Origin of the sequence: Algoriphagus halophilus (assembly GCF_041729275.1) — a bacterium.
In the GTDB taxonomy this organism is placed as follows: Bacteria; Bacteroidota; Bacteroidia; order Cytophagales; family Cyclobacteriaceae; genus Algoriphagus; species Algoriphagus halophilus_A.
The window spans coordinates 5,088,246-5,111,289 of sequence record NZ_CP146486.1; the positions used below are offsets into that span (position 1 = coordinate 5,088,246).

The 23,044-nt window shown below is 38.5% G+C and carries 19 protein-coding genes and 4 pseudogenes; 7 read left to right on the plus strand and 16 right to left on the minus strand.

The features are described 5' to 3' along the window. Window positions 1-9: 9 nt before the first annotated feature. The 4 genes from hisC to V8V91_RS27520 all read right to left on the minus strand — a co-directional run bounded on the left by hisC (window position 10) and on the right by V8V91_RS27520 (window position 3,549). Window positions 10-1,071 carry a histidinol-phosphate transaminase gene (gene hisC, locus V8V91_RS27505; RefSeq protein ID WP_373398163.1) on the minus strand — a complete coding sequence of 354 codons (1,062 nt, stop codon included), beginning with the start codon at window positions 1,069-1,071 and terminating at the stop codon, window positions 10-12. Continuing rightward, window positions 1,068-2,363, minus strand: a complete 1,296-nt coding sequence (hisD, locus tag V8V91_RS27510; RefSeq protein WP_373398164.1) for a histidinol dehydrogenase — start codon at window positions 2,361-2,363, stop codon at window positions 1,068-1,070. Before hisD ends, hisC begins: the two co-directional genes overlap by 4 nt. Before the next feature lie 37 nt (window positions 2,364-2,400). Next, window positions 2,401-3,261 carry an ATP phosphoribosyltransferase gene (gene hisG, locus V8V91_RS27515; RefSeq protein WP_074223810.1) on the minus strand — a complete coding sequence of 287 codons (861 nt, stop codon included), beginning with the start codon at window positions 3,259-3,261 and terminating at the stop codon, window positions 2,401-2,403. Between the two features lie 96 nt (window positions 3,262-3,357). Beyond that, the gene (locus V8V91_RS27520; RefSeq protein WP_373398165.1) at window positions 3,358-3,549 is read right to left on the minus strand and encodes a hypothetical protein; all 192 of its coding nucleotides are present in this window, start codon (window positions 3,547-3,549) and stop codon (window positions 3,358-3,360) included. Window positions 3,550-3,619: 70 nt separating this feature from the next. Between V8V91_RS27520 and V8V91_RS27525 the strand changes: the two genes are divergently transcribed. After that, window positions 3,620-4,039, plus strand: a complete 420-nt coding sequence (locus tag V8V91_RS27525) for a hypothetical protein (protein ID WP_373398166.1) — start codon at window positions 3,620-3,622, stop codon at window positions 4,037-4,039. Between the two features lie 55 nt (window positions 4,040-4,094). Here V8V91_RS27525 and V8V91_RS27530 read toward each other — a convergent pair whose 3' ends face one another. From V8V91_RS27530 to V8V91_RS27555, 6 genes and pseudogenes are all read right to left on the minus strand, one after another. Continuing rightward, window positions 4,095-4,448 carry a translation initiation factor gene (locus V8V91_RS27530; protein ID WP_373398167.1) on the minus strand — a complete coding sequence of 118 codons (354 nt, stop codon included), beginning with the start codon at window positions 4,446-4,448 and terminating at the stop codon, window positions 4,095-4,097. 55 nt (window positions 4,449-4,503) lie between these two features. Next, window positions 4,504-5,355 (minus strand): universal stress protein, encoded by an 852-nt coding sequence (locus V8V91_RS27535; RefSeq protein WP_373398168.1) that lies wholly within the window; start codon window positions 5,353-5,355, stop codon window positions 4,504-4,506. Between the two features lie 70 nt (window positions 5,356-5,425). Beyond that, window positions 5,426-6,337 carry a 1,4-dihydroxy-2-naphthoate polyprenyltransferase gene (locus tag V8V91_RS27540; RefSeq protein ID WP_373398169.1) on the minus strand — a complete coding sequence of 304 codons (912 nt, stop codon included), beginning with the start codon at window positions 6,335-6,337 and terminating at the stop codon, window positions 5,426-5,428. A gap of 15 nt (window positions 6,338-6,352) precedes the next feature. Beyond that, window positions 6,353-6,942: pseudogene (locus V8V91_RS27545) on the minus strand (glutathione peroxidase). Window position 6,943: 1 nt separating this feature from the next. Then, a pseudogene (gene argS / locus V8V91_RS27550) lies at window positions 6,944-8,732 on the minus strand (arginine--tRNA ligase). Window positions 8,733-8,856: 124 nt separating this feature from the next. Continuing rightward, entirely contained in the window at window positions 8,857-9,807 is a 951-nt protein-coding gene (locus V8V91_RS27555) for an arginase (RefSeq protein WP_373398170.1), read from the minus strand. 200 nt (window positions 9,808-10,007) lie between these two features. On the opposite strand from V8V91_RS27555, the gene V8V91_RS27560 reads away from it, so the two are divergent. The 6 genes and pseudogenes from V8V91_RS27560 (at window position 10,008) to V8V91_RS27585 (ending at window position 16,103) form a co-directional block, all read left to right on the plus strand. Then, on the plus strand, window positions 10,008-11,159 hold the full coding sequence (locus V8V91_RS27560) for a methionine aminotransferase (RefSeq protein WP_373398171.1): 1,152 nt from the start codon (window positions 10,008-10,010) through the stop codon (window positions 11,157-11,159). Window positions 11,160-11,289: 130 nt separating this feature from the next. Further along, the gene (locus V8V91_RS27565; protein WP_373398172.1) at window positions 11,290-11,724 is read left to right on the plus strand and encodes a hypothetical protein; all 435 of its coding nucleotides are present in this window, start codon (window positions 11,290-11,292) and stop codon (window positions 11,722-11,724) included. Window positions 11,725-11,851: 127 nt separating this feature from the next. Next, window positions 11,852-13,239: pseudogene (locus V8V91_RS27570) on the plus strand (arginine decarboxylase). A gap of 121 nt (window positions 13,240-13,360) precedes the next feature. Beyond that, window positions 13,361-15,094: a carboxypeptidase-like regulatory domain-containing protein gene (locus V8V91_RS27575; protein WP_373398173.1), complete on the plus strand. Its 1,734-nt coding sequence runs from the start codon at window positions 13,361-13,363 to the stop codon at window positions 15,092-15,094. Continuing rightward, window positions 15,091-15,378 (plus strand): hypothetical protein, encoded by a 288-nt coding sequence (locus tag V8V91_RS27580; RefSeq protein ID WP_373398174.1) that lies wholly within the window; start codon window positions 15,091-15,093, stop codon window positions 15,376-15,378. Before V8V91_RS27575 ends, V8V91_RS27580 begins: the two co-directional genes overlap by 4 nt. Beyond that, window positions 15,375-16,103 (plus strand): hypothetical protein, encoded by a 729-nt coding sequence (locus V8V91_RS27585; RefSeq protein ID WP_373398175.1) that lies wholly within the window; start codon window positions 15,375-15,377, stop codon window positions 16,101-16,103. Before V8V91_RS27580 ends, V8V91_RS27585 begins: the two co-directional genes overlap by 4 nt. Here V8V91_RS27585 and V8V91_RS27590 read toward each other — a convergent pair whose 3' ends face one another. From V8V91_RS27590 to V8V91_RS27615, 6 genes and pseudogenes are all read right to left on the minus strand, one after another. After that, entirely contained in the window at window positions 16,104-16,874 is a 771-nt protein-coding gene (locus tag V8V91_RS27590) for a 3-ketoacyl-ACP reductase (RefSeq protein WP_373398176.1), read from the minus strand. Next, window positions 16,871-18,316, minus strand: coding sequence for an NADH:flavin oxidoreductase (locus tag V8V91_RS27595; RefSeq protein ID WP_373398177.1), 1,446 nt, complete (start codon window positions 18,314-18,316; stop codon window positions 16,871-16,873). The genes V8V91_RS27590 and V8V91_RS27595 overlap by 4 nt, the downstream gene beginning before the upstream one ends. After that, a pseudogene (locus V8V91_RS27600) lies at window positions 18,313-19,692 on the minus strand (glycosyl hydrolase). Before V8V91_RS27600 ends, V8V91_RS27595 begins: the two are co-directional and overlap by 4 nt. Next, complete coding sequence (locus tag V8V91_RS27605; RefSeq protein ID WP_373398178.1) at window positions 19,682-21,088, minus strand: sodium:solute symporter family protein; 1,407 nt, start codon at window positions 21,086-21,088, stop codon at window positions 19,682-19,684. Before V8V91_RS27605 ends, V8V91_RS27600 begins: the two are co-directional and overlap by 11 nt. Further along, window positions 21,089-21,301 carry a hypothetical protein gene (locus V8V91_RS27610; RefSeq protein ID WP_373398179.1) on the minus strand — a complete coding sequence of 71 codons (213 nt, stop codon included), beginning with the start codon at window positions 21,299-21,301 and terminating at the stop codon, window positions 21,089-21,091. It lies immediately after the preceding gene. A gap of 249 nt (window positions 21,302-21,550) precedes the next feature. Continuing rightward, entirely contained in the window at window positions 21,551-22,747 is a 1,197-nt protein-coding gene (locus V8V91_RS27615) for a DUF418 domain-containing protein (protein WP_373398180.1), read from the minus strand. Window positions 22,748-23,044 lie beyond the last annotated feature (297 nt).

A 23,044-nucleotide genomic window follows, 5' to 3' on the forward strand; every position in this document is an offset into this window, starting at 1 on the left:
TAAATAGGTTTAAACTGTTTTTGATGCCACCTTTTTCAAGGCCTGTATAAAAGCTTCATTTTCACTTCTGGTTCCTACCGATATTCTCAAGCAATCTTCGCACAATAGAACCTTAGACCGGTTTCTGACAATCACTTTTTGCTCAATTAACTCATTGTAAACTTCGGTGGCATGAGGCATTTTTACCAATAAGAAATTGGCATGAGAGGGGAAAATGTGTTGGATGAAGGGAAGTTGCCCCAATTCTTCCTTTAGAAATTCGCGTTCGCTAAGAATCTCTTGAATCATTTTTTGGACTTTCCCATACTTATCCATTGCCTTCAACACTGTTTCTTGGGTAAGGCCAGAAATATTATATGGAGGCTTAATGCGGTTGAGTATCCGGATGATTTCTTTTGAACCAAAGGCCATCCCTAAACGCAGAGAAGCAAGTCCCCAAGCTTTGGAGAAAGTTTGGATAACCAAGAGATTTGGGAATTCTTCTAATTCTGTTGTAAAGCTTGGATCGTCATTGAAATCGATATAGGCTTCGTCGACGACCACAATTCCATTAAAATTTTTCAGCAAGAATTGAATTTCCTCCCTTTTTACTTTATTTCCACTGGGATTATTAGGAGAGCACACAAAAATAATTTTGCTGTGTTCGTCCGTAGCTCCAATAATCTTTTCAGGTTGAAGTTGAAAATCAGAGGTAAGAGCAACTTTCCTAGTTTCGATATCATTAATAGATGCGCTTACCTCATACATTCCATAGGTTGGAGGAAGCAGGATCACATTATCTTTTCCAGGGTTGCAAAATGCCCTAAACAATAGGTCAATCGCTTCATCAGAACCATTTCCCAAGAAAATCTGGGAGGGATCTACTTTCTTAATTTCTGAAATTTTCTCTTTTAACTCTTGCTGGTAAGGGTCAGGATATCGGTTATAGTCTTGATCCGTGATAGAGCCATATGGATTTTCATTGGCATCCAAAAACACGCCAATCTTCCCAGTATACTCATCCCGGGCAGAGGTATAAGGCTGTAATTCAGCAATATGAGGCCTAAGTAGTTTAGTTAGGTCAAAGTTCATATTTTCTTGCTTTTCAGGTAATTAAGACGGATGGAAACCGCATTTTTGTGGGCATCTAACAATTCATTTTCAGCCATCACTTCAATGGTAGGACCTAATTTTTTGAGACCTTCCTCCGTGATCTTCTGGTAGGTCATCTTTTTGATGAAACTATCAAGAGATACTCCACTATAGTTTCTTGCAAAACCATAGGTGGGCAAGGTGTGATTGGTGCCCGAAGCATAATCGCCTGCAGATTCAGGAGTGAAATTTCCGATGAATATTGAGCCAGCATTGTAAATGGCATCCACTACTTCCTCTTCATTGGCAATAGATATGATCAAGTGCTCTGGAGCATATTCATTGATCAGTTCCACTGCCTCAGATTGATCCTTTAAAATGACCGCTCTTGAATTTTTCAGCGCTTTCAAGGCAATGTCTTTTCTGGGTAATTCTTCCACTTGTACCTCAATTTCTTTCAGGACTTTATGGGCAAATTTCTCGGAACTGGTTACCAAGACCACTTGGCTATCTACCCCGTGTTCCGCTTGGGAAAGTAAATCTGCTGCGACGAAGGAGGGAACCGCTGTTTTATCTGCATAAACAAGTACTTCTGAAGGTCCAGCAGGCATGTCAATTGCTACTCCATATTTGGTAGCCAATTGTTTGGCTGCTGTGACATACTGGTTCCCAGGTCCGAAAATCTTATCGACTTTAGGCACTGAATGGGTACCAAAGGTCATGGCAGCTACAGCCTGTGCACCTCCTGCCTTGATAATTTTGGTAATTCCAATCAAGTCTGCTGTATAAAGGATGGCGGGATGGATTTCTCCATGACGATCCGGTGGAGTACATAAAACGATTTCTTTGCAACCAGCAATAACGGCAGGGACTCCTAGCATTAAAACGGTACTAAATAGGGGAGCTGTACCGCCAGGAATATATAACCCCACTTTTTGAATAGGCATGCTTTTTCGTTTGCATACCACTCCTGGCATTACTTCCTCAACTAATTCTTCACTTTTCTGTGCCTGGTGAAATCGTTCAATATTTCCTTTCGCCACTTGAATAGCTTCCTTCAGTTCTGCTGAAAGGAGTAATTCAGCAGCTTTAATTTCTTCTTGAGAGGCAAGCAGTTGATCTAGGTGCACATGATCATACTCTAAGGCAAATTTTATAAGCGCTTTATCCCCATTACGCTTAACCTTTCTAAAAATAGGTTTTACCGTTTTATTGATATGCTTCGTTTTCTGAACGGGGCGAGCCAGCTCTTTCGACCAAGTTTCCGGATCTGGATTTTTAAGAATTTTCATGAATTGGAATTTCTTTTTGGAAAGTTCTTTACCTGTTTTAGAGAATCATTTTTTCTATAGGAACCACTAGGATTCCTTCTGCACCTGCCGCCCTTAATTCTTCAATATGTTCCCAAAATGTGTCTTCATTCAATACAGAATGTACTGATGACCATCCCTCTTGTGCCAATGGTAATATGGTAGGACTTCTCATCCCAGGGATCAATTTAATGATTTTATCAATTGACTCATTGGGAACATTCATCAGTACGTACTTGCTGATTTTACCTTTCTGGACAGCATTCATTCTAAACAATAGTTTATCTACTATTGCCTTTTTTGCTTCACTTAACTCATGATTAGAAATTAGAACGGCTTCAGATTTGAAAATTTCTTCTACCTCTTTTAGTCCATTCATCATCAAAGTGGATCCTGAGCTTACGATATCGCAAATACCTTCTGCTAGACCTATACTCGGTGCAATTTCAACTGAACCACTGATCTCGTGGATGTCTGCCTTAATTCCTTTAGAGGTCAAATAGTCGCCAAGAATCTTAGGGTAGGAGGTAGCTATATTTTTACCCTCGAAAAATTCCAGTCCAGGATAATCCTGCCCTTTTGGAATTGCCAGTGATAGTCTGCATTTGGAAAAGCCTAGCTTTTTTAAAGTGAGCACATCTTTGTCCTTTTCGACCAGCTCATTTTCTCCCACAATTCCTAGATCAGCGACCCCATCGGCGACATAGCCTGGGATGTCATCATCTCTAAGAAAAAGGAATTCTATAGGAAAGTTGGTGGAAGTGGATTTTAACTTTCCAGTTCCATTATAAAATTTGATTCCACACTCTTTGATAAGTGCTAAAGAGTCATCTGATAGTCTGCCGCTTTTCTGCACGGCAATACGGATAATTTGTTCCATGTTGGCAAGTTACGCTAAGAAATAAAAGGTTGAAATAATTTTTGGTGAAAAGCGGAATCCCTATCATCGGCTTCACCGGGTATGTAAAAATATTCCTCAGGAGGAATGATGGAAATGATGCTGCACGGCATGCGCAGTAGTAGAAAAAGCGATATTTTGAGAGGTGTTTTTCATTTCCGTTGGCAAATATAGGAATGGAATTGAAACTGACAAATTGTAAAACAGTTTTTGAAAGTGAAACACCACTTTCCCAAATAATAAAAAATAAATGATGGAAGTCTCATTCATCTTCACTGTATTTCCTTATAACTTTCAATAGATAATTGCCTTGGGCGGCATGGTAAAACCCGGTAATAAAATGGAAAACAGACGAACGCCAATATTTTTTGGCACCATCGTTTCATGGATGTTATTTGCCATGATAGGTTTTGGGATGTGGGGTTGTCCCACGTATAATGTTTGGCAACAGGAAATGAGTGGAAGGGCAGAATTTGCCAAAGCTGAGCAAAACAGACGGATTTTGATTGAAGAGGCTGCGGCTAACTTAGAGGCTGAAAAGCTGAATGCCCAAGCAGAAATAGAGCGGGCCAAGGGAGCTGCTGAAGCTATCAAAATTGAAAATGGTTCAATTTCAGAAAAATACATCCAATATTTATGGGTGAGGCAACAAAAGAATTTGGGAGATAAAACGGTGATATATATTCCTACAGAAGCCAATTTACCCATTCTGGAGGCAGGTAGAATTCCTAAGATTCCAAGTTATTCACCTAATGAGTAAAACTAGAAAAGCCCCGATCATTCGGGGCTTTGTTCCTTATAGCGGAATCGTTTGATCATCCACCAGACTTTTTGGCTTTATAACCTGAGGATTGAAGAATCTGGACTACTTTGTCCCGGTGATCGCCCTGAATCAGAATTTCCCCATCTTTTGCAGATCCACCCACTCCACATTTATTCTTCAACATCTTTCCGAGTTCTTTCAAATCATCTTCTGTTCCAATAAATCCATCTACCAACGTTACCTTTTTACCTGCTCTAGCTTTCTTGTCCAGCATTACTTTGAGGTTTTGCTGAGCAGGAGCCAGGGTGTCCATTTCCCCATTTCCTTCCTCTTGGTATTCAAACTCATCTGATGTAGAGTATACTACTCCATCTCTTTTCTTCCAGTCGTTATTTCGCTTTGCCATAGGTACATGAAAAAGCCCGCCCATTAGGACAGGCTACAATTTAAATTTTGGCTACTTATTTTACTTTTAACGTCCAAACAGGGCGTTTAGCATGGTTTACCACATCTTCTGCGATGCTACCGGTAATCAAGTGTAAGAATCCAGTGCGGCCATGGGTAGCCATTGCGATCAAATCAGCATCAATATCTTCTGCAAATTCAATGATACCGGATTCCTCCGAAAGTGAGTTATAGATTTCCGCTTTGGCACCTTCAAACCCATATTTATTGGCAAACATTTTAATGCGTTTGATGGAATCTCTGGTAGTTTCAAAATCCGCAGGAGTGTTTACAATCACAAAATATAGTTCAGCATCGAATAATGTCTTCAAGTTTTTCATTCTTCGAGCAATTTCATCGGTATCTTCTTTGAAATCACTGGCAAAGACTACTTTCTTGAAAGAAGAGGGGTCAATAGGGGATTTTATGGTGATGACAGGACAGGTAGCCGTACGTACTACTTTTTCAGTATTGCTTCCTATCAGTACCTCTTCCACTCCAGAAGAGCCTTTTGATCCCATTACTACAAGATCAGGGTTTTCCTCAAGGATGGATTCAGAAATACTTTTGAAGGCATTTCCAAGTTTGAGTTTTGCGTCAAATCCAAAATTTTTGCCGCCATACTTTTCCTTTAATTCAGCGATTTGTTTCTTCCTTCTCTCCATCAATTCAATGAAGAAAATTTGATTTTCCATTTCAGGAATCACTTCTCCTCCTCCCATGGTACCGATACTAGATACATAAGGAACTTCTAAAACATGGAGGACTTCAACATGAACTCCTTCAATTTTATCTGCGAGTCCAGTAGTGAAATTCAGGGCATTTTCAGCCTGTTCTGAAAAATCATAAGGTACGAGTACTTTGATCATAGTGGAAAGTGATAATGTTTACCCAAATTAGCTAAAAAATCAGAAGGGGATAAGGAAAATCCATTCCTTTTCATAAAAAAAGTAAGCCAATCCCGAACAGGATTACCCAAAGTAAGGTTCCTAAAGCCATTTTCTTCAAATTGGGGTCAGTTTCCTCGGAACTTTTAGCACTTGCCACATTCATTCCGATTTTAAACATCAAAGGGAAGGCTACAAAAGCCAAACAGCTTCCCCAACTATTAGTAGATATGCAAAACCCAAGAAGAGATATATATCCAGCGATGATCAAGACCCAGTTGTAGATGACAGCTGCTTTTCTACCGATTCGTACTGGAATGGACTTTTTACCCGCTTTCTGGTCGGATTCAATATCTCTAATGTTATTGATATTAAGTACTGTAGTACTGAAAAACCCTAAGGATAGCCCAATCCAAATCGAATGGGCATCAAAGTTTATACTATGCAGAAAATAAGTGCCTATTACTCCTAATAAACCAAAAAACAGAAAGACTGAAATATCCCCTAAACCCAAATAGCCATAAGGCTTGCTTCCTGAAGTGTATGAAATAGCAGCCCAAATGGAAGCCAATCCCAAGCCTAGAAATACGAAGAATAAGGTCCAGCTCTGAACAGCAAAAAATAATAGGAGGAGGCCTGAAAGTAAAGACAATACCCCAAACAGATACATTGCCGTTTTCATTTCTGCCAAAGAAATGATTCCAGACTGTACGGCCCGGACTGGTCCTTGTCTCTCATGATGATCAGCCCCATTGACCGTGTCACCATAATCATTGGCCAAGTTTGAGAGGATTTGAAGGAATATGGTGGTAAAAGAAGCCAAAACAAAAATTTCCCATCGGAAAACTTCCATGTATTCGGCGATAATCGATCCAGCAAAGATGCTGGCAAGTGCTAATGGCAAAGTACGAAGCCTGACTGCGTGCAGCCAGGCTTCTTTTTTTGTTTGTATTGCTGTTTTCACTAAACTAAATTCAAATTAAGCTCCAATAGCTGTTAGAATTTCTTCGTCCAAAGGTGTTACGGCTGAAGGAAAGAATTTAAGAAGTTCGCCTTTCTCATCGATTAGGTATTTGCAAAAATTCCAGGTAGGCTCTTGGTTGTTCCAACCATTCATTTTCTCATCACTCAACCAACGGTACAAAGGATGCTTGTCAAATCCTTTTACCGAAATTTTCTCAAATACCGGGAAAGTAACGCCATAATTTTCAGAGCAAAAACTCTTTATTTCTTCATTGGAACCAGGTTCTGACCACCGAAGTTGTTGGCAGGAAAGCCTAACACCTGGACCTTGTCCCCATATTTCTCATTTAATTCCTGAAGTGCAGCATATTGAGGCGTATAGCCGCATTTAGAGGCTACATTGACAATCAATAGCTTCTTACCTTTGTATTGGCTAAAGTCAATTTCCTTGCCATCAAGATTTTTCATTTTAAAGTCGTAAAATGTACTTTCCATAGTCTTAGAGGTAGTAGTAAAAAAACCAGCCTGCAGGACTTCAGGTCTTTCAAGGGTCTTTTGACAAGAGAAAAGAGTGACAAGTGCGAATAAAAATACTAGTTTTTTCATATTACATTCTTTCTGGTACATTGATACCTAATAAACTCATTCCTTTCTTGATTGTTGCAGCAGTTAATGCTGATAATGCTACACGGAAGGCAAGAATGGAATGATTGTTTTCATGAAATATAGGAAGGTCTGCGTAAAAACGATTGTATTCCTTCGCTAAATCAAATAAATACTGGGCAATCACGGCAGGGGAGTACTCTTCTCCCGCCATTTTTATTTTCTTATGGAATTCTCCCAATAAAAATATCAAACTTGATTCTGATTCTTCTAAAGAGGTTATGTCAGAAAAATCCGGATTTTGGTAGTCCACCCCAATTTGCTCAGCTTTTCTTAATATAGATTTGATCCTTGCATGAGAATATTGAATGAATGGTCCGGTATTTCCTTGAAATTCAATGGATTCCTGTGGGTTGAAAAGCATCCTTTTCTTAGGGTCTACTTTCAATAAGAAATATTTCAAAGCTCCTAAACCCAAGGTCTCATAAAGTTCCTCTGCTTGCTGCTCATTGAACCCATCGATTTTTCCAAGTTCTTTGGTATGATGTGCAGCTGTATCCACCATTTCCTGCATTAAATCATCTGCGTCTACAACAGTCCCTTCTCTGGATTTCATTTTTCCAGAAGGTAGATCTACCATTCCATAGGACAAGTGATATAATCCATCACCATAAGGACGCCCTAGTTTTCTCATGATTTTGAAGAGCACATCAAAATGGTAATCTTGTTCATTTCCTACCACATAGACTGATTTGTCCAACTTGAAATCATTGTACTTCAAATCAGCAGTTCCCATGTCTTGGGTGATGTACACAGAAGTTCCGTCACCTCTTAGGACTAATTTTTCATCTAAGCCCTCCTCCGTAAGGTCTACCCAAACTGAACCATTCTCTTTTTTGAAAAAGACTCTTTTTTCAAGGCCTTCTTCCACAATGTCTTTCCCTAAAAGGTAGGTATCGGATTCGTAATAAAATTTATCAAAATCGACGCCCATTTTTTCATAGGTCTTGGCAAAGCCATCATAAACCCAGGAGTTCATTTGTTTCCAAAGAGCTACTACCTCTTCGTCATTCGCTTCCCATTTTCTAAGCATCTCCTGAGCTTCTAAAAGTAAGGGGGCATTTTTTTTGCATCCTCCGGAGATTGGCCGGAAGCAACTAATCCTTCTATTTCTTTTTTGTATTCTTTGTCAAAAATCACATAGTATTTACCTGCCAAGTGATCACCCTTTAATCCAGAAGAGTCTGGAGTCTCTCCATTCCCCCAGTGCTGATAAGCGACCATGGATTTACAGATATGGATGCCACGATCATTGACCAAGTTGGCTTTGGTGACTTCATAGCCATTTGCTTTTAGGATTTCTGCTACTGAAAACCCTAAAAATTATTTCTTAAATGCCCTAAATGCAACGGTTTATTCGTGTTGGGCGAGGAATATTCGACCATCACTTTCTGTCCATTGGCAGGTAATTGCCCAAGGTCTTTATTGTCATATAATTCCTTGAATACTTCCAGCCAGATTAACTGATTCAATTCAAGATTCAAGAATCCTTTGACCACATTGAAGCCAGAAACTACCGCAACATTTGCTTTTAAATATTCTCCTATCTGATTTGCGGTAGCTTCAGGAGTTGATTGAGTAACTTTTAAATAGGGAAATACCACAAACGTATAAGTTCCTTTAAACTCTTTCCTGGTGGGAGCCAAACTTAATTGCTCCGTTGAAACATCATGATTGTAAATATTCTGAAAAGCTAGCTGAATGCCGCTAATAATTGATTCCTGTATATTCATTTTTAATAATAACCACTGAGGTTACTCCATTACACAAAGTTAACATAGGATGAGAACTGTTCTTATGAAGGAAATTCCATCATCCTATCTCGAGTTTTTTAACATTATAAATTCTATCGCAAATCTAGAAATTATCCACCAAAGACTTGGTAGTAGTTTCTAAGACTTCAAAAGCATTTTCGGCCATTCTATTTTCAGAGTCTAGGGTAGGGTTTACCTCTACAATTTCCCAACAGCAAACTCTTTTGTCTTTTATTAATTCGGCATTCAATTGAATAGCCTCTTCCACAGTGAGACCATCCGCTACCGGAGTCCCTGTTCCCACAGAAATAGAACTGTCCAAGCTATCCACATCGAAAGAGATATAAATCTGATCACAATCTTTTAAAACATCCAAAGCTTGCTTGGCAATGGCAGCTACTCCTTGCTCTCTGACTTCCCTTGTCTTAAAGTTTTTGATTCCATATTCTTGGATCAGATGATCTTCAGGTTTTTCTGTGTCCCTGACAGAGATAAATACGATATCCTGGAGATCGATTTTCGGGAATTCTCCCCCAATATTTTTTATTTTATTCCAATAAACTAAGGTTTCTTCTGAGGGTTCGTTGACCTGGCATTCTTTATTGTCAATCCTCGCGCACATTGCCAAAGGCATCCCATGCATGTTTCCTGATGGGGTAGTGAATGGCGTGTGAAGATCTGCATGTGCGTCAATCCAAATAACACCCAATCTTTTGCTTGGGTCAGCAGCTTTGATTCCCATAATGGTGCCTGCAGCCGTACTATGATCACCGGCAAGAACGATAGGGAATTTTTTCTCCATTCTAAGAGATTCAATGGTGCTGTATACATTTTTTAAAACCTGATACACACCATCAGCATATTTGGCATGTGGAAATTTATTTCCTTTCCAAAGGTAATTATTGGCGTCAGGAACGTTAATGGGATCAAATTGAGTGAAAAAGTCTGATTTTAAGTCTAGGCTAGCCACTTTTAAGGCATCTATTCCCATACTTGCACCTCGGGTTCCTGCAGCAAGTTCTGACCTAACTTCTACTAATTTAATATCTCTCATTTACTTTTAATTTCAAGTTATTTGGGGATTTCAAGCCCGTAAAACTAGTGAAAATTGGGATAAAAATTTTTGACCTTTTTGAATTCAACTTTAAAAAGCTAGAATGTGAAACTTTAGAAAATAAGCTTAATTAAATAGATTGACTTTTCATCTCGCACAATATCACGATATTGAGAAATCCTGAAACAATAAACCATCTCATGCCTATACAATCCAAGCTTCCAGAAGTTGGTACTACGATTTTTACCATTATGTCCAAAATGGCATCGGACTATCAAGCCATTAATTTATCCCAAGGTTATCCTGGCTTCAATTGTGATCCACATTTAATTGAATTGGTTTACAAATACATGAAGGAAGGAAAAAACCAATATGCTCCTATGAGTGGCGTACCCGTATTGAGAGAGCGGTTGGCGGAGAAAACGAAGAAAGTTTATGGGGTTGACTATGATTCAGAATCGGAGGTAACTATTGTTTCTGGAGCAACTGACGCCATTTATTCTGCAGTTACCTCAATCGTAAAACCTGGAGATGAAGTAATCCTGTTGGAACCTGCTTATGATTGTTATGCACCAGCCATAGAATTATGTGGTGGAATTCCAGTGTATGTCCCCTTAAATCTTCCTGATTTTTCGATCCATTGGAATTCTGTGAAAGATGCGCTCTCTGATAAAACAAGATTGATCATGGTCAATACTCCCCATAATCCCTCTGGGTACATGTGGACCAAGGAAGATTTAGAAAATTTAGCCCAGCTTATTGTAGATAAGGATATCTATGTAATAAGTGATGAGGTGTATGAGCATATTACATTTGATGGTAGGAAGCATTTGTCCATGATGACACATCCGGTACTTAAAGAGCGAACTTTTGTTTGCGGGTCATTTGGAAAGACCTTTCATGTGACGGGTTGGAAAATAGGCTATTGCCTGGCTCCTGAGGAAATGACTAGAGAATTTAGAAAAGTACACCAGTTTGTTACTTTTAGTACAGCAACCCCTATGCAATATGCCCTTGCTGAATATTTAGAGAATGAACATCACTATTTAGATCTTCCAGATTTTTATCAAAAGAAGCGAGACTTGTTTTGTGAAGGCTTAAAGGAAACTGAACTCTTTTTTACTCCTGCGCAAGGCAGTTTCTTTCAACAGGTTTCCTATGGTCATTTAAGTAAGGAAAGTGATTTTGAATTGGCTGTTCGATGGACCAAAGAGATTGGAGTAGCCAGTATTCCTATTTCTGTCTTTTTTAAAAATAAAAATGATCATAAGATCCTTCGGTTTTGCTTTGCAAAATCTGATGAGGAATTAGAAAAGGCGATAAAAATTATTCAAAAGTCCAAATTATTTTAAATTTAAATAACTGTAAAACAGTTATTTGTGATTTTTAACCATATAAACCCTATAAAAATAATAGGGATTATAGGATTATAATAAAAAAGCTTTTACATTTGAAGCATTAGAAATTAAAACTGACAAACAAATGAGTGCAGTATCCTATCAACCATTAGTTCCCTCTAGCCCAGTGTCGGTTACGTTGGGAAGCAGATCAAAATTTTCAGAAATTTCCGTTGGACATCAGGAAATGGTCAAGATCTTTAATCAAAGATCGGGAAATAGGATTCAGGGTATGTGCAAATTGGAAAAGGGCTTTGATTCTTTGTATCCACTTTTCAAAGGAATATTCAGTTTAGGAAAACCAAATGGACTGGAAATTTCTCATTCCAATGAAGAAAAATCTATTTTCTTCTCATTCGATTCAAAGCAGGAAATTGAGGTGGGAAAGTTTATTTCCAATGTGCTTTCTCTACTTAGAAAAGAAGTGAGGTTCAAAAAGGTTTTGAAAGAAATAATCGAAAATAGACAAAGGTTTAGAGCAGAACAAAGCTTGCTTCATTCGTCACTTTTGGCAGATTAAAAACATTAAATACAGGATTTTATAAATTTAAGGGACATTTCCATCTGGATTTGTCCCTTTATCATTTGAATATCTCCAAGAAAGAACAATTTTTGTACTCGACTAAAACGGTTTAAATGCGTCAAGAATGAATAGATACATTGATTTAATTCAACAGACTTTTGATTTTCCTACCAAAGAGTTCCATGTTGAAAACAATGAATTATTTTTTAATGGAGTAAATATGATGGATATCATCAATGAATATGGTACCCCTCTTAAGCTCACTTATCTTCCGAAAATTTCTGAAAACATTCAGAAAGCGAAGACCTATTTTAATAATGCGATTAAGGCGCATGATTACCAAGGGAAATATACCTATTGCTACTGTACCAAGTCCTCTCATTTTAGTTTCGTATTGGATGAGGCCTTAAAGAATGATATTCATATAGAAACTTCTTCGACTTTTGATATCCCTTTGGTAAGAAGCTTATATGCAAAAGGTAAAATCACCAAGGACACCTATATCATATGCAATGGCTTTAAAAGAGAATTATATAAACAATACATTTCTGAATTGCTCAATGATGGCTTTGTGAATTGTGTTCCAATTCTCGACAATTTAAGTGAGATTGATTATTACTTAGAACACGTCAAAGTCCCATTCCAAGTGGGGATCAGAATAGCCGCTGATGAGGAACCCAAGTTTGGATTTTATACTTCTAGATTAGGGGTGAGGTACAATGATATTATTCGATTGTATGAAGAAAAGATCAAGGATCATCCCTTGGTTAGCTTGAAAATGCTTCATTTTTTCATCAATTCGGGAATTAAGGATACTGCCTATTATTGGTCGGAATTGACACGATTTATCCAAAAATATGTGGATTTGAAAAAAGTGGCGCCTACTTTGGATACCATGGATATTGGTGGCGGTTGGCCTATTAAGACCAATGTGTTTTTCGATTACGATTACCAATACATGGCTGATCAAATTGTCAAAAACATCAAATGGATGTGTGCCAAAAACAATACTACAGAGCCAAATATTTTTACTGAGTTTGGTTCATTTACAGTAGGAGAGAGTGGTGCTGTTCTATATTCTGTTTTGGACGAAAAACTCCAAAATGATAAGGAACTCTGGTACATGATCGATGGCTCTTTCATTACTCAATTGCCAGACAGTTGGGGTTTGAATCAAAAATACATCATGCTAGCGATCAATAACTGGGATGAAACCTATCATAATATCAACTTGGGTGGATTGACTTGTGATAGTATGGATTATTATAATTCTGAAGCGCATCAATTCAATATTTATCTTCCGAAACCAGATAATGGTAAGAAACAATATTTGGGTTTCTTCCACACTGGAGCATATCAGGAATCTCTCGGAGGTTATGGGGAATTCAACATTGCTTGATTCCTGCTCCGAAACATGTGTTAATCGATCGGGATGAACAAGGAAATGTCACCCACAGACTCTTTAGAGAGGATCAAACAGAGGAGAGTATGTTGAAAACCTTAGGATACTAACAATCAAAACCGCCATTTACGGCGGTTTTTTTTATGCTTTAAAAATAAATTTGAAATGCTATATTGGAATTAGTTAAATCCAAAAAAATTCATGTTTTTCAGGCCTTTACAGGTTTTATTTTTGTTTTTTCTAGCCTTGTTGATGGTGCGGGTGAATGCCCAAACAATCAAGGGGAAAGTAATTGATTCAAGGACTCAAGAACCACTTCAGTTTACGAATGTTTTTATCAATAATACCACGATTGGTACCACAACCAATGAGGATGGGAGTTACACTTTGAGCAGACCTGATTTGCCCGGTACCTTTCAATTAGTTGCTTCATTTGTTGGCTATTCCACAAGTAGTATTGAGGTTTCTATAGGAGAAGGAGAAACAAAAAATGTAGATTTTGCTTTGGATCCATTAGCATCCGTATTATCTGAAATTGAGCTTAAAAGTCGTAGAGATAAACCCTGGGAAAGAAATTTAAAGCGATTCCAAGATGTCTTTTTAGCATTACCTGATGATCCGATTGCTGGGAAATTAGAAATTACCAATCCTTGGGTTTTGGAATTTGAAAAAGTTAAACCCGACAAAGGTCCAAATTACATTCGGGCTACAGCTCAGGAACCCTTGGTATTGGAAAATAATGCATTGGGATATAGGGTGACTTACTATTTGCAGGATTATAAGTTTTACAATTTTAAGTCAACGTATTTTGGTCTTGCATTTTTTGAAAATAAAACTCCAAAAGATAGTGCCCAATCAGCTGAATATCTTGTAAATAAACAAACCAGCTATCTGGGATCGATTAAGCATTTAATGAGAGCTGTTTTGCTACAGCAAGTACCCGAACAAGGATTTAATCTTTACGAAACCTTTCCTGAGCAAATGAATCGTCGACGCACCAATACTTACACCATAGAATTAGGTGAATCCATTGTGCCTATTTCCCAAGATTCCATAAGAAGAATACCCCTTCGAAATGGGAATTTCAGAATCATTTGGCCAAAAAGAGTGGAGGTCCATTTTTTGAAAAAGAATTATAGAAACGATTATTATCTGGACGTCTATCATCCAGTTGGGTGGGTAGAAGCCCCTTTGGGGTATTTTGATATTGATAGGAATGGAGTTCCAATCCATCCTACTCAGGTTGTTCTTTCGGGCTATATTGGTCGTCCTAGAATGGGAAGGTCTCTTCCACATGATTATTTTCCTCCTGAAACTTTTGAAAATCTTGCCGCTGAAGTGGATTTGCTCAAAAGTCTGATTAACAAATGGGAAAATTTAAGAGAGTCTCCCTATCTGATGACCAATAAACCCTATTATTATCCGGGAGAAACCGTTTGGTTTGGAGGAAAGATGCTTTATAAAAACCAGTTTTATCAGGATACCCTTAGCAGAGTGTTACATGTTGATCTTATCAGCGAAGGATCTGAAATGGTTTTATCAAATCAATATCCAATAGAAGAGGGTGGGTTTTCAGGTTCAATTTCCTTACCAGATTCCTTGCCACAAGGAGATTATTTCATTAGGGCATATACTGAATGGATGAGGAATTATCCTGAAAGAGATTTTTATTTGAGGGCTTTTCCTGTTTTAAGCAAAGGTCTTAATATTGAAAGTCAAGATGTCGAACAGTTTGATTTTTTGGGTGATCTGGAATTTCAAATGAAGGATTCCACCTACTTTGAGTCGAATCAACAAGTTTTGGAGGTGGAGCTTTCGATGAAAGATGCCCTTGATGAACTAGTAAATGCTGAAATGATGATTTCTGCAACCAACCCAGAACTTGTTTCAGATATGAAAGGACAATCGAATTTCATTGAAGCTTATGATTGGTTGAACCAAGAAGAAAAGAACCCCTTTCAGTGATTCCAAAATTCGACATAGAATATGGAATTTCAATTTCCGGGAATTTTGAAAAAGATAAAAAACGTCAACCGGATATCAATCCTATTACCATTGTAAGAGGTGATTTGGCAGATTATGGGGTAGTAAAAACAGATTCTACCGGATTTTTTAGAGCCACTGGATTGTATTTTTTGAAATGGATACCCTTTCGTTCGCAGCTCTTGATGATAGGGGTAAGGCGTATGGAAGCATTCATCTTAAAGAAAAAACCAGCCCCCTTTTTCGAGGGTCTTTCCCAAGATTGAGGTATAGCATCTATCAGGTGAATGATCGTCGAATGTATTATGATTCTTACGAAGACTATATTCTCCTTGAGGAGTTTGTCGCCGAGGATGAGAAAATCGAATCCCTTGCGGATCGATTCTATGGATATGGGGAGCCAGACCAGGTTTATTCTCGAGAGGACTTAGACAATTGGCCTGGCAATACCTTAGATCAAGTAATTGGCATGCGGTTCGGAAATGGTGCTATGGGGAATTATAATTATGGACTGGAGGAAGGTGAGCCACTGATAATTTTAGATGGTGCAAGATATGCTTATAATGAAGATGAAACTGCCAAAGATGTGCTTCAAAATATCATCACTGATGAAGTCATATCCATGGCAGTTTATACGCTCAATGCCAATTCTTTTGGTTTGGCTGGATTTGCTGGGGTCATCATGATTGAAACAAAAAGAGGAGAAAGGTTTTCAGCGACAAGTGATAAGAAATTTAATGGTACCGGCTTTCAGAAATTTCTTGTACGTGGTTTTGCTGAAGTTAATTCATTTTTGAATGAGCCCTCATTAAATAGTTCTGTTGTACCCAAACCATCTTTGTATTGGAACCCTAATTTCAAACTAGAAGGTACTAGCTCAAGCTTTAAAATCTATGTTCCAACTGGGGTGAGTAAGATCAAAATAAGAATAGAAGGGGTGACTGAAGAAGGAATTCCATTTTGGAAAACCTTCCCCATAAATTTAAATTGATTACATTCTTTCGATTGTTAAGCCTCCATCCACATTGATGATTTGCCCTGTTGAATAAGGGAGTCCTCCTTTCACCAAAGATGCTACTACTTTCCCTATATCTTCTGGTTTGCCAATTCTAGGTTCAAGGGTTGCGCCGGTCTTAACCAACTCCAAATAAGTGGCACGGACTTTTTCAATCATGTCTGTATCCACGAATCCAGGTCGGATTTCATAAACTGAAATTCCATGAGGTGCCATTCGAACTGCCATGGTTTTGGAAAACATGGATAAACTGGCTTTGGACATGCAATATGCAGCCCTTGTAGGGGATGCCAATTCTGCTGAGACCGAGGTGATATTGATGATATATCCTTCCCAATCTGGATGAGAGCCTTTCAGTTCCAACATCCATTTGGCAATTTCTTGTGTCAAGAAAAAGGTGCCTTTTTCATTGATGTTCATTAAATGATCGTAATCCTCTTCGGTTACCTCCAAAACATCACATCGGTTTCTGGGGGCTACTCCGGCATTGTTGACTAGTACATCAATTTTACCGAAATTATTTTTCATTCCTTGGACAATGGCCTCCCGATCGGATTTCTCTGCAATATTTCCTTGTAGATATACCACATTTGAACCCAGAGATTTTAAAGTATCTAAGTTTTCTTTGGCATCAGACTCTGGTCTTACACCATTGATTCCCAAGTCATATCCAGCTTCAGCCAGTTTTTTGGCAATGCCTAACCCAATTCCTCGGGAACCTCCTGTAATTAATGCAACTGGTTTCATTTGTTTTTTGCAGCTTTAAGTTGATCATGTTCTTCCATCTTTTTGTAAAACGGATCTAGTGGGTAGCAGCCTGAAATGATCCCATTTCTTGGGGCTGTGGTACAATCTGAGAACGTTCTACAAATCTTGGGTCGTTTCATGTTATTTCCCGCCAAAATATCTGCTGGTAAATCGGGATAGCTTAACACCATCCTTCCTAATCCAATGGAATCAGCCATTTTAGCATTTAAAACAAACTCTCCCACATTTGGGAGCCATTCCTGAAGGTAGGAATATGCGGATCCAATGACATAAAATTCAGGGTAAGCCTTTTTGATTGCAGCTGTTGCTTTAATTTGTCTTGCTACTCCATGTAACGGATCCTCGGGAGGATTGTACCCATCGGATGGAGGGAAGATCGCAGGTCTTTGAATATGGGGGTTGTAATAGGGGCTTCCTGCTGTAGTACATACTAATTCTATTCCCAAATTTTTTAATTCATCCAGAAACTCAAATGTCTCACTTAAATCTTCATGAATTCCTGAGGAATCACCGCCAAAGGCATATGCATAATTCCCTTGGCTGGAAGGAATTCCTTTTCCATCGGGCCCTACTTGAAAAGGAACCCAGTCAAAAATGCTCATTCTGACTCCGATTTCAAGTCCAGGAGCCTCAGAACGAATTCCTGCGACGATTTCTCTTAAAAATCGAGTTCTGTTTTCGATAGATTTTCCATAAATCCCTTCACGATCATAAGCACTTAAAAACTCATGTCCTAAATACCCATGGCAATGCTTGATATCCACGAACTTAAATCCAGCTTTTTGCGCCCTAACAGATGCGCTGATATAATCGTCAATCAAGGAGGAAATATCATCATCTGTCATTACTGGATAGTCATCTGGCAACCCAAATTTCTTATTTAAAATAGGGTGTGAATAGAGAATTTTTGGTTCCATCTTGGTTTTGCTGTTAGGCTTGCAAAACCTCCCACTGTGAGTTAATTGAAGGCCAGTCAATAAATCGTTGGTGTTACCAAATGCTCCTTGATGCTCTTTTTCAACCATTTGGTACAGCTCTTCAAACTCACCTAGATTTTGATCATTCAAAAGTAGTTGGTTAGGGTTGGCTCTTCCTTCATGTCTAACAGCTACTGCTTCGCATCCCCAAAGTAATTTAGCCCCACTGATCGCAAAGTTTTTCCATCTTCTTTTGGTCAATTCAGAGGGTTTTCCATCCGTGGTACCATCCCAACCTTCCATGGGCAGGATACAGAATGCATTGCCTATGGAATTCCCTGCCTTTGTTTGGTAAGGCTTGGTAAAAGGTGAGCTATTTCCCTGACTTAACTCCTCTACAAAATCGAGGTCTATATTTTCTTTTTTAAGATAATCCCGGAAAATTTCAGCTGTTTTCAGTTGAGCAACTCTCGGATATTCTGGTTTGTATTTTCCTTCACTCATATTGTTTGAATACAGTTGAAAAAGCTATAATACGTTTCCTGATTCAAAGTCCTTTGAATCAATAATGCAAGTTCTCTGGCATGGTAATCCCCCACATACATGATTCGCCATAGGGAGCTTTATTCTTATCAGGTCGGTAATCCCATCCATTCGGTTGATGGTAAATGCTATGTAAAATCAATCCCTGATGAGATTTTTCTTCAGACAAATAGGGAGACTGAAAGAGAGATTGAGATACTTGAAGTCCTGCTTTCGTATATTTGTCATATAGTTCAGGTTCTGAGTCTTTTATAAAATTTCCAATACGGATAAGACCTTGCGCTGCAATGCAGGCAGCAGAGCTATCAATAGGTTCAAATTCGTTGAAAGGATTGGAAGGTTGATTTAAATAATCGCCCATATGCACCAATCCAGGGGCACCCGTATCCCAGTAGGGAATTCCATCAGTGGGGGTATTTTTAGGTAAAATTCAGCGGTAACTTTTGCCGCTTCCAATAACTCTTCCACGAGCGCCTTTTTAGAAATAATGATTGCATAATCGCTCTCATCAATCAGATCTAGAATTTCTAAGGTCTCTCCAAGTCCGCAAATAGCCCAGGCCAATCCTCTGGTCCAGGTACTGAACCCTGTGTATCCTTGCTGGGAGTTGGGACACCTGAAATTTCCATCGTTGGTATTGAAAATGATCTCATGGGCAGTTCTGCCGGCAACATCATAAGAATCTCTTCCTTTCCCATAAAAGATAGAGTAGTTGATGGTACTCAGGATGTGTTGAATGGCACGCTGAATCAGAGAGATTCTCCGATCATTTCACCTTGCAATACATGTCCCAAAGCATGGGACACCACCAAAGCTCTGCAAGAGCGAATGGTATCTACAAATAATGAATGAGGGCCGTTAAAAGAGTAGATAAAACCTCCACCGGGAATAGTGGTCCAGCGCATGGCTTGGACTGCACCACTGGCTTTTAAAGCTAATTCATAGAAATTCTGCTCCCAATCATTTTGAGGGATTTTACCTTCCTTCATCAACCTCAATAAGTTTCCATAAGTACTGACATTATTGAAACCATGATCATGAACCCCAGTATGGGTCAAGTGTGGAGCCATTTTATGAAGGGTATTCTCCCTTCCAATTTTCAGGAACTTTTCATCTCTAGTGGCATCGAATTGTAAAATTGCTGAACCATATTGAAATCCTTGGGTCCATTCAGTCCATCCTCTGGTCACATACTGTCCTTTTTCTGTAAAGACCGGTGCTCCTTTGGCTGGATCAAAGGACTTTTCAATCAATTCGATTTTTTCACCAGAAAGCTTCCAAAATTTTTCTAAAGGAGCTTTTAGGTTTTGTATTTGAATTTCTGAATCAAGCTTCATTTTGTTGTTTTAGGTTTTTTTTGTGACTCACCATGAGGGTTGTGGTAAACACAAACAGGATAATATACATCAGAAAATCTAATGGATAGCCGAAATAGTTGTCTGGGACAATTCTTACTATAGACAAGATGAAAAAGATCAGTGCTACTGTAGAAAGTCCAATCAGTGCTTTGGGAGGTTGGCTGAAAATCACAGCTCCTAATACCACAGGTGCGATCATGGAAGTCCCTGCAAAACTCACTCTTGCCAAGAGAACCAATTCATCACTCATATAGGTGGAAAATACCAGGACAATTAATGAAAAAGCCAATATGGACAATTTTGTTATTCGCATGTTGGCCTGATCGGTTCCATTCAATAGGCTTCTCAATTCCGTGCCTAATGCAAAAATTTGGGCATTGGTTGTAGAAAGACAAGCAGCGAATAAACCTACAACGGCAAGTGCTGCAACTGGAACTGCCTGATCGAATAACAATGCCTGGCTTAGGAAATCAGCGGTACTTGCATCAGGATAGTTGATGGCTCCATATAGGCCAATAAATGCAGTAGGTAGGATCACCAAAATAGCAAAGATTCCTACTGCATAGGCCATTCTATGGACAGATTTTAAACTTTTCATAACCACCAATCTCGTGGTGAATTGAGGTTGTGAAACTGGAATTAGAACAATGGCGATGGCTGATGCTATTAGAAATGGACTGGAAAAAAGGCCATTGGGTCCCGGTAAGGATAACAGTTCTTGGTTGCTCGCACTCACTTTTGCGATCCCGTCTTCCAATCCTCCTGCTAAACTCAAACAGGTCAAACCAATGATCCATATTACGGCCAACATGATCACTCCTTGGATTGCATCACTGTATACAATAGCTTTTAGTCCACCTATTTCTGAATAAATCAACATGATAAAAACTAAGACAGCCGACCAGGACCAATAGGGAAGCATATCTGGAAAAGCAGCGTCCAGAAATATTGAGATTCCCCTGATTTGGATAGATACATAAGGGATTAGAAATAGGAAGGCACTCGCAAAGACAAGATATCCGGCAAATGAATTTTCATAACAAGATTTTATCAACCCAGCCACTCCTTTATACCCCTTGATGGTGGCTCTCTTTCGCAAAGCATAACCAAACCAAATCAAGAAAAACACCATTAAAGCATCCGAAAGGGCCAGAAAAATCCAAGCGCCTACTCCATGAGTTCGGAAGAAGTCAGGCATACCCATAAAGGTAAATGCCGAAAATAAGGCTGCCGAAAAGGTCAAAAAGCCTAAAATGGTACCAATGTTAGATCCTGCGAAAATAAAATCATCCGAGGTTCTATTTTTCCTATATGACCTGTAGGAAGCATATCCCAACATGGCTAGGAAAATCCCAAAAGAAAACCAACCATCCAATCATGGTTTCTTAGGGTCTTCGTGCGGAAATAATTTTGAGCCTAAAAAGGTGGCAAAAACAATCAGGATAGTCACCAACAAGCCAGTCCAAAATACATAGGGGACAGATCCCAAACTAGGTTCGATTTGATGTTCTGAAAATAAAAGAAGGTAGGAAGCAACCGTTAAGGCCACTATCACAATAACTAATAGGTTCCAATACTTGGATTTCATCTTGTTGGGTTTATGGTAATTTGGTTTAATTGATCTTACACAAACTATTCGTGCAAAGAAGGCTTAAAATAGCAATTATAGTTTTAATAGCTAACCTGAACTGGTAGACAATCATCTGCTTATGTATAAGAATTCACGGAATCGATTTCTATAAAAAAATAAAGCCTAGGGGACAAATAGCGCATTGAGACTTGCCCTGTGAATGTATTGTATGACACCTAAAGAAGTAGCAAATATCCTGCTATTGGATTACTTTTTTAATCGAAAGATTTTTCCATAGGCAAAGCACCTCCAAAGCCATTCAAATGGACCAAAATGGTAATACGTTAACCAGATTTTACTGTATATCAGCTGAGTGATGAATAGAGTGGTAGCTATCAAAAAAGTCTGTGACGGGCTCAATTTTTCATACCAACCTAATCCAATATTTGAAAAGAGTATTAAACCAAACACACTCTGCATCAGGTAATTGGTTAAGGCCATTTTTCCAGCATATTGAAAAGGTCTAATCAGTTTTTTCCAAGGCGTTTTGTACCAGATAAAGGCAAGTAACCAAAGGTAAAATAACCCAAAAGCCAAGTCGGATAAGTACATGGTTTTGAAAAAGAAAGGCCTGATTAGTTCATTCCTATAAACTTCAGTATTAGGCAGGATGAAAAGGAAGGTTAACCGATAAATGTTACTCAATACAATCACCCAAAAAACTGGTTTTTGAGATTGATCAATGAAGTTCTCAAGCCGATTCTGAAGATTGTTTTTTCCAAAATAAGCTCCCAATAAAAACATGGAAAATGCCAATGGTCCCAAATAAGCAAATAACAAAGGAAGGTTTGCTAGGTAATTATGGATTCGAAAAACAATGCTTTCTGAATAAGGACCTTTTCTTAAAATGGAAGTGATTTTCTCAGAGGTATATCCTTGTAAAAAACTTTCTGGGTCAAAATGAGTCAAATCCATTAGCCAAACTGCGACTGGATCATAATAGGGAAATAGCAAAACCAATACACTCAAAGCCAAAATCCAGGAGTTTTTCAAAGGAATGACTCCTACGATCAATAATCCTAGCAAGGCGTAAAGATGGATGACATCTCCATCCCAAAGGAATAGCATATGAGCAATTCCGAGCAGAAATAGAAACAACATTCTTTTTGCAAAAAAGCGAAATTTCAAGTTGTCGTTTTTCTTGAGTTTGATGGCTTGCATCGAGATACCTAAGCCAAAAAGAAAAGTGAAAATTGGAAAGAATTTACTATAAAAAAATAGCTGAAGTATTCGGATTGTCCATTCGTCCAGAGGAGAGGTCCATTGAGCACTGAATGTTTCCTGGTTGGGGAATGCACAATTCATGATTTCGATGTTGACCACAAAGATTCCAAAAACTGCAAAACCACGAAAAATATCTAATAATTCTATTCTTTGATTTATTGGAGTTTTTAGATCCATCATGCGATTTTGTTTCAAGAGCTAAAAATGGGGAATTTTATTTGAATCCTTTGGTTCGCTCATAAATTGGAGAAAATGGACTTCCTCTTTTGGAGGGGTATAATAGACCAATTTTTGTCTACTGATTGAGCAACTTTTAAAAATCAGTAGTGCTTCCAAGGTTTTATTTTAAAAATGATCTATTTGATCAGGAACTGATTCCGTTGATCATTATGGATCCTATTTTAGGATAAAAATAGTAACATTGGGGTTGAAATATTTAACCCAAATTATTTTATGAAGAATAAGTTCTTCCTGGGA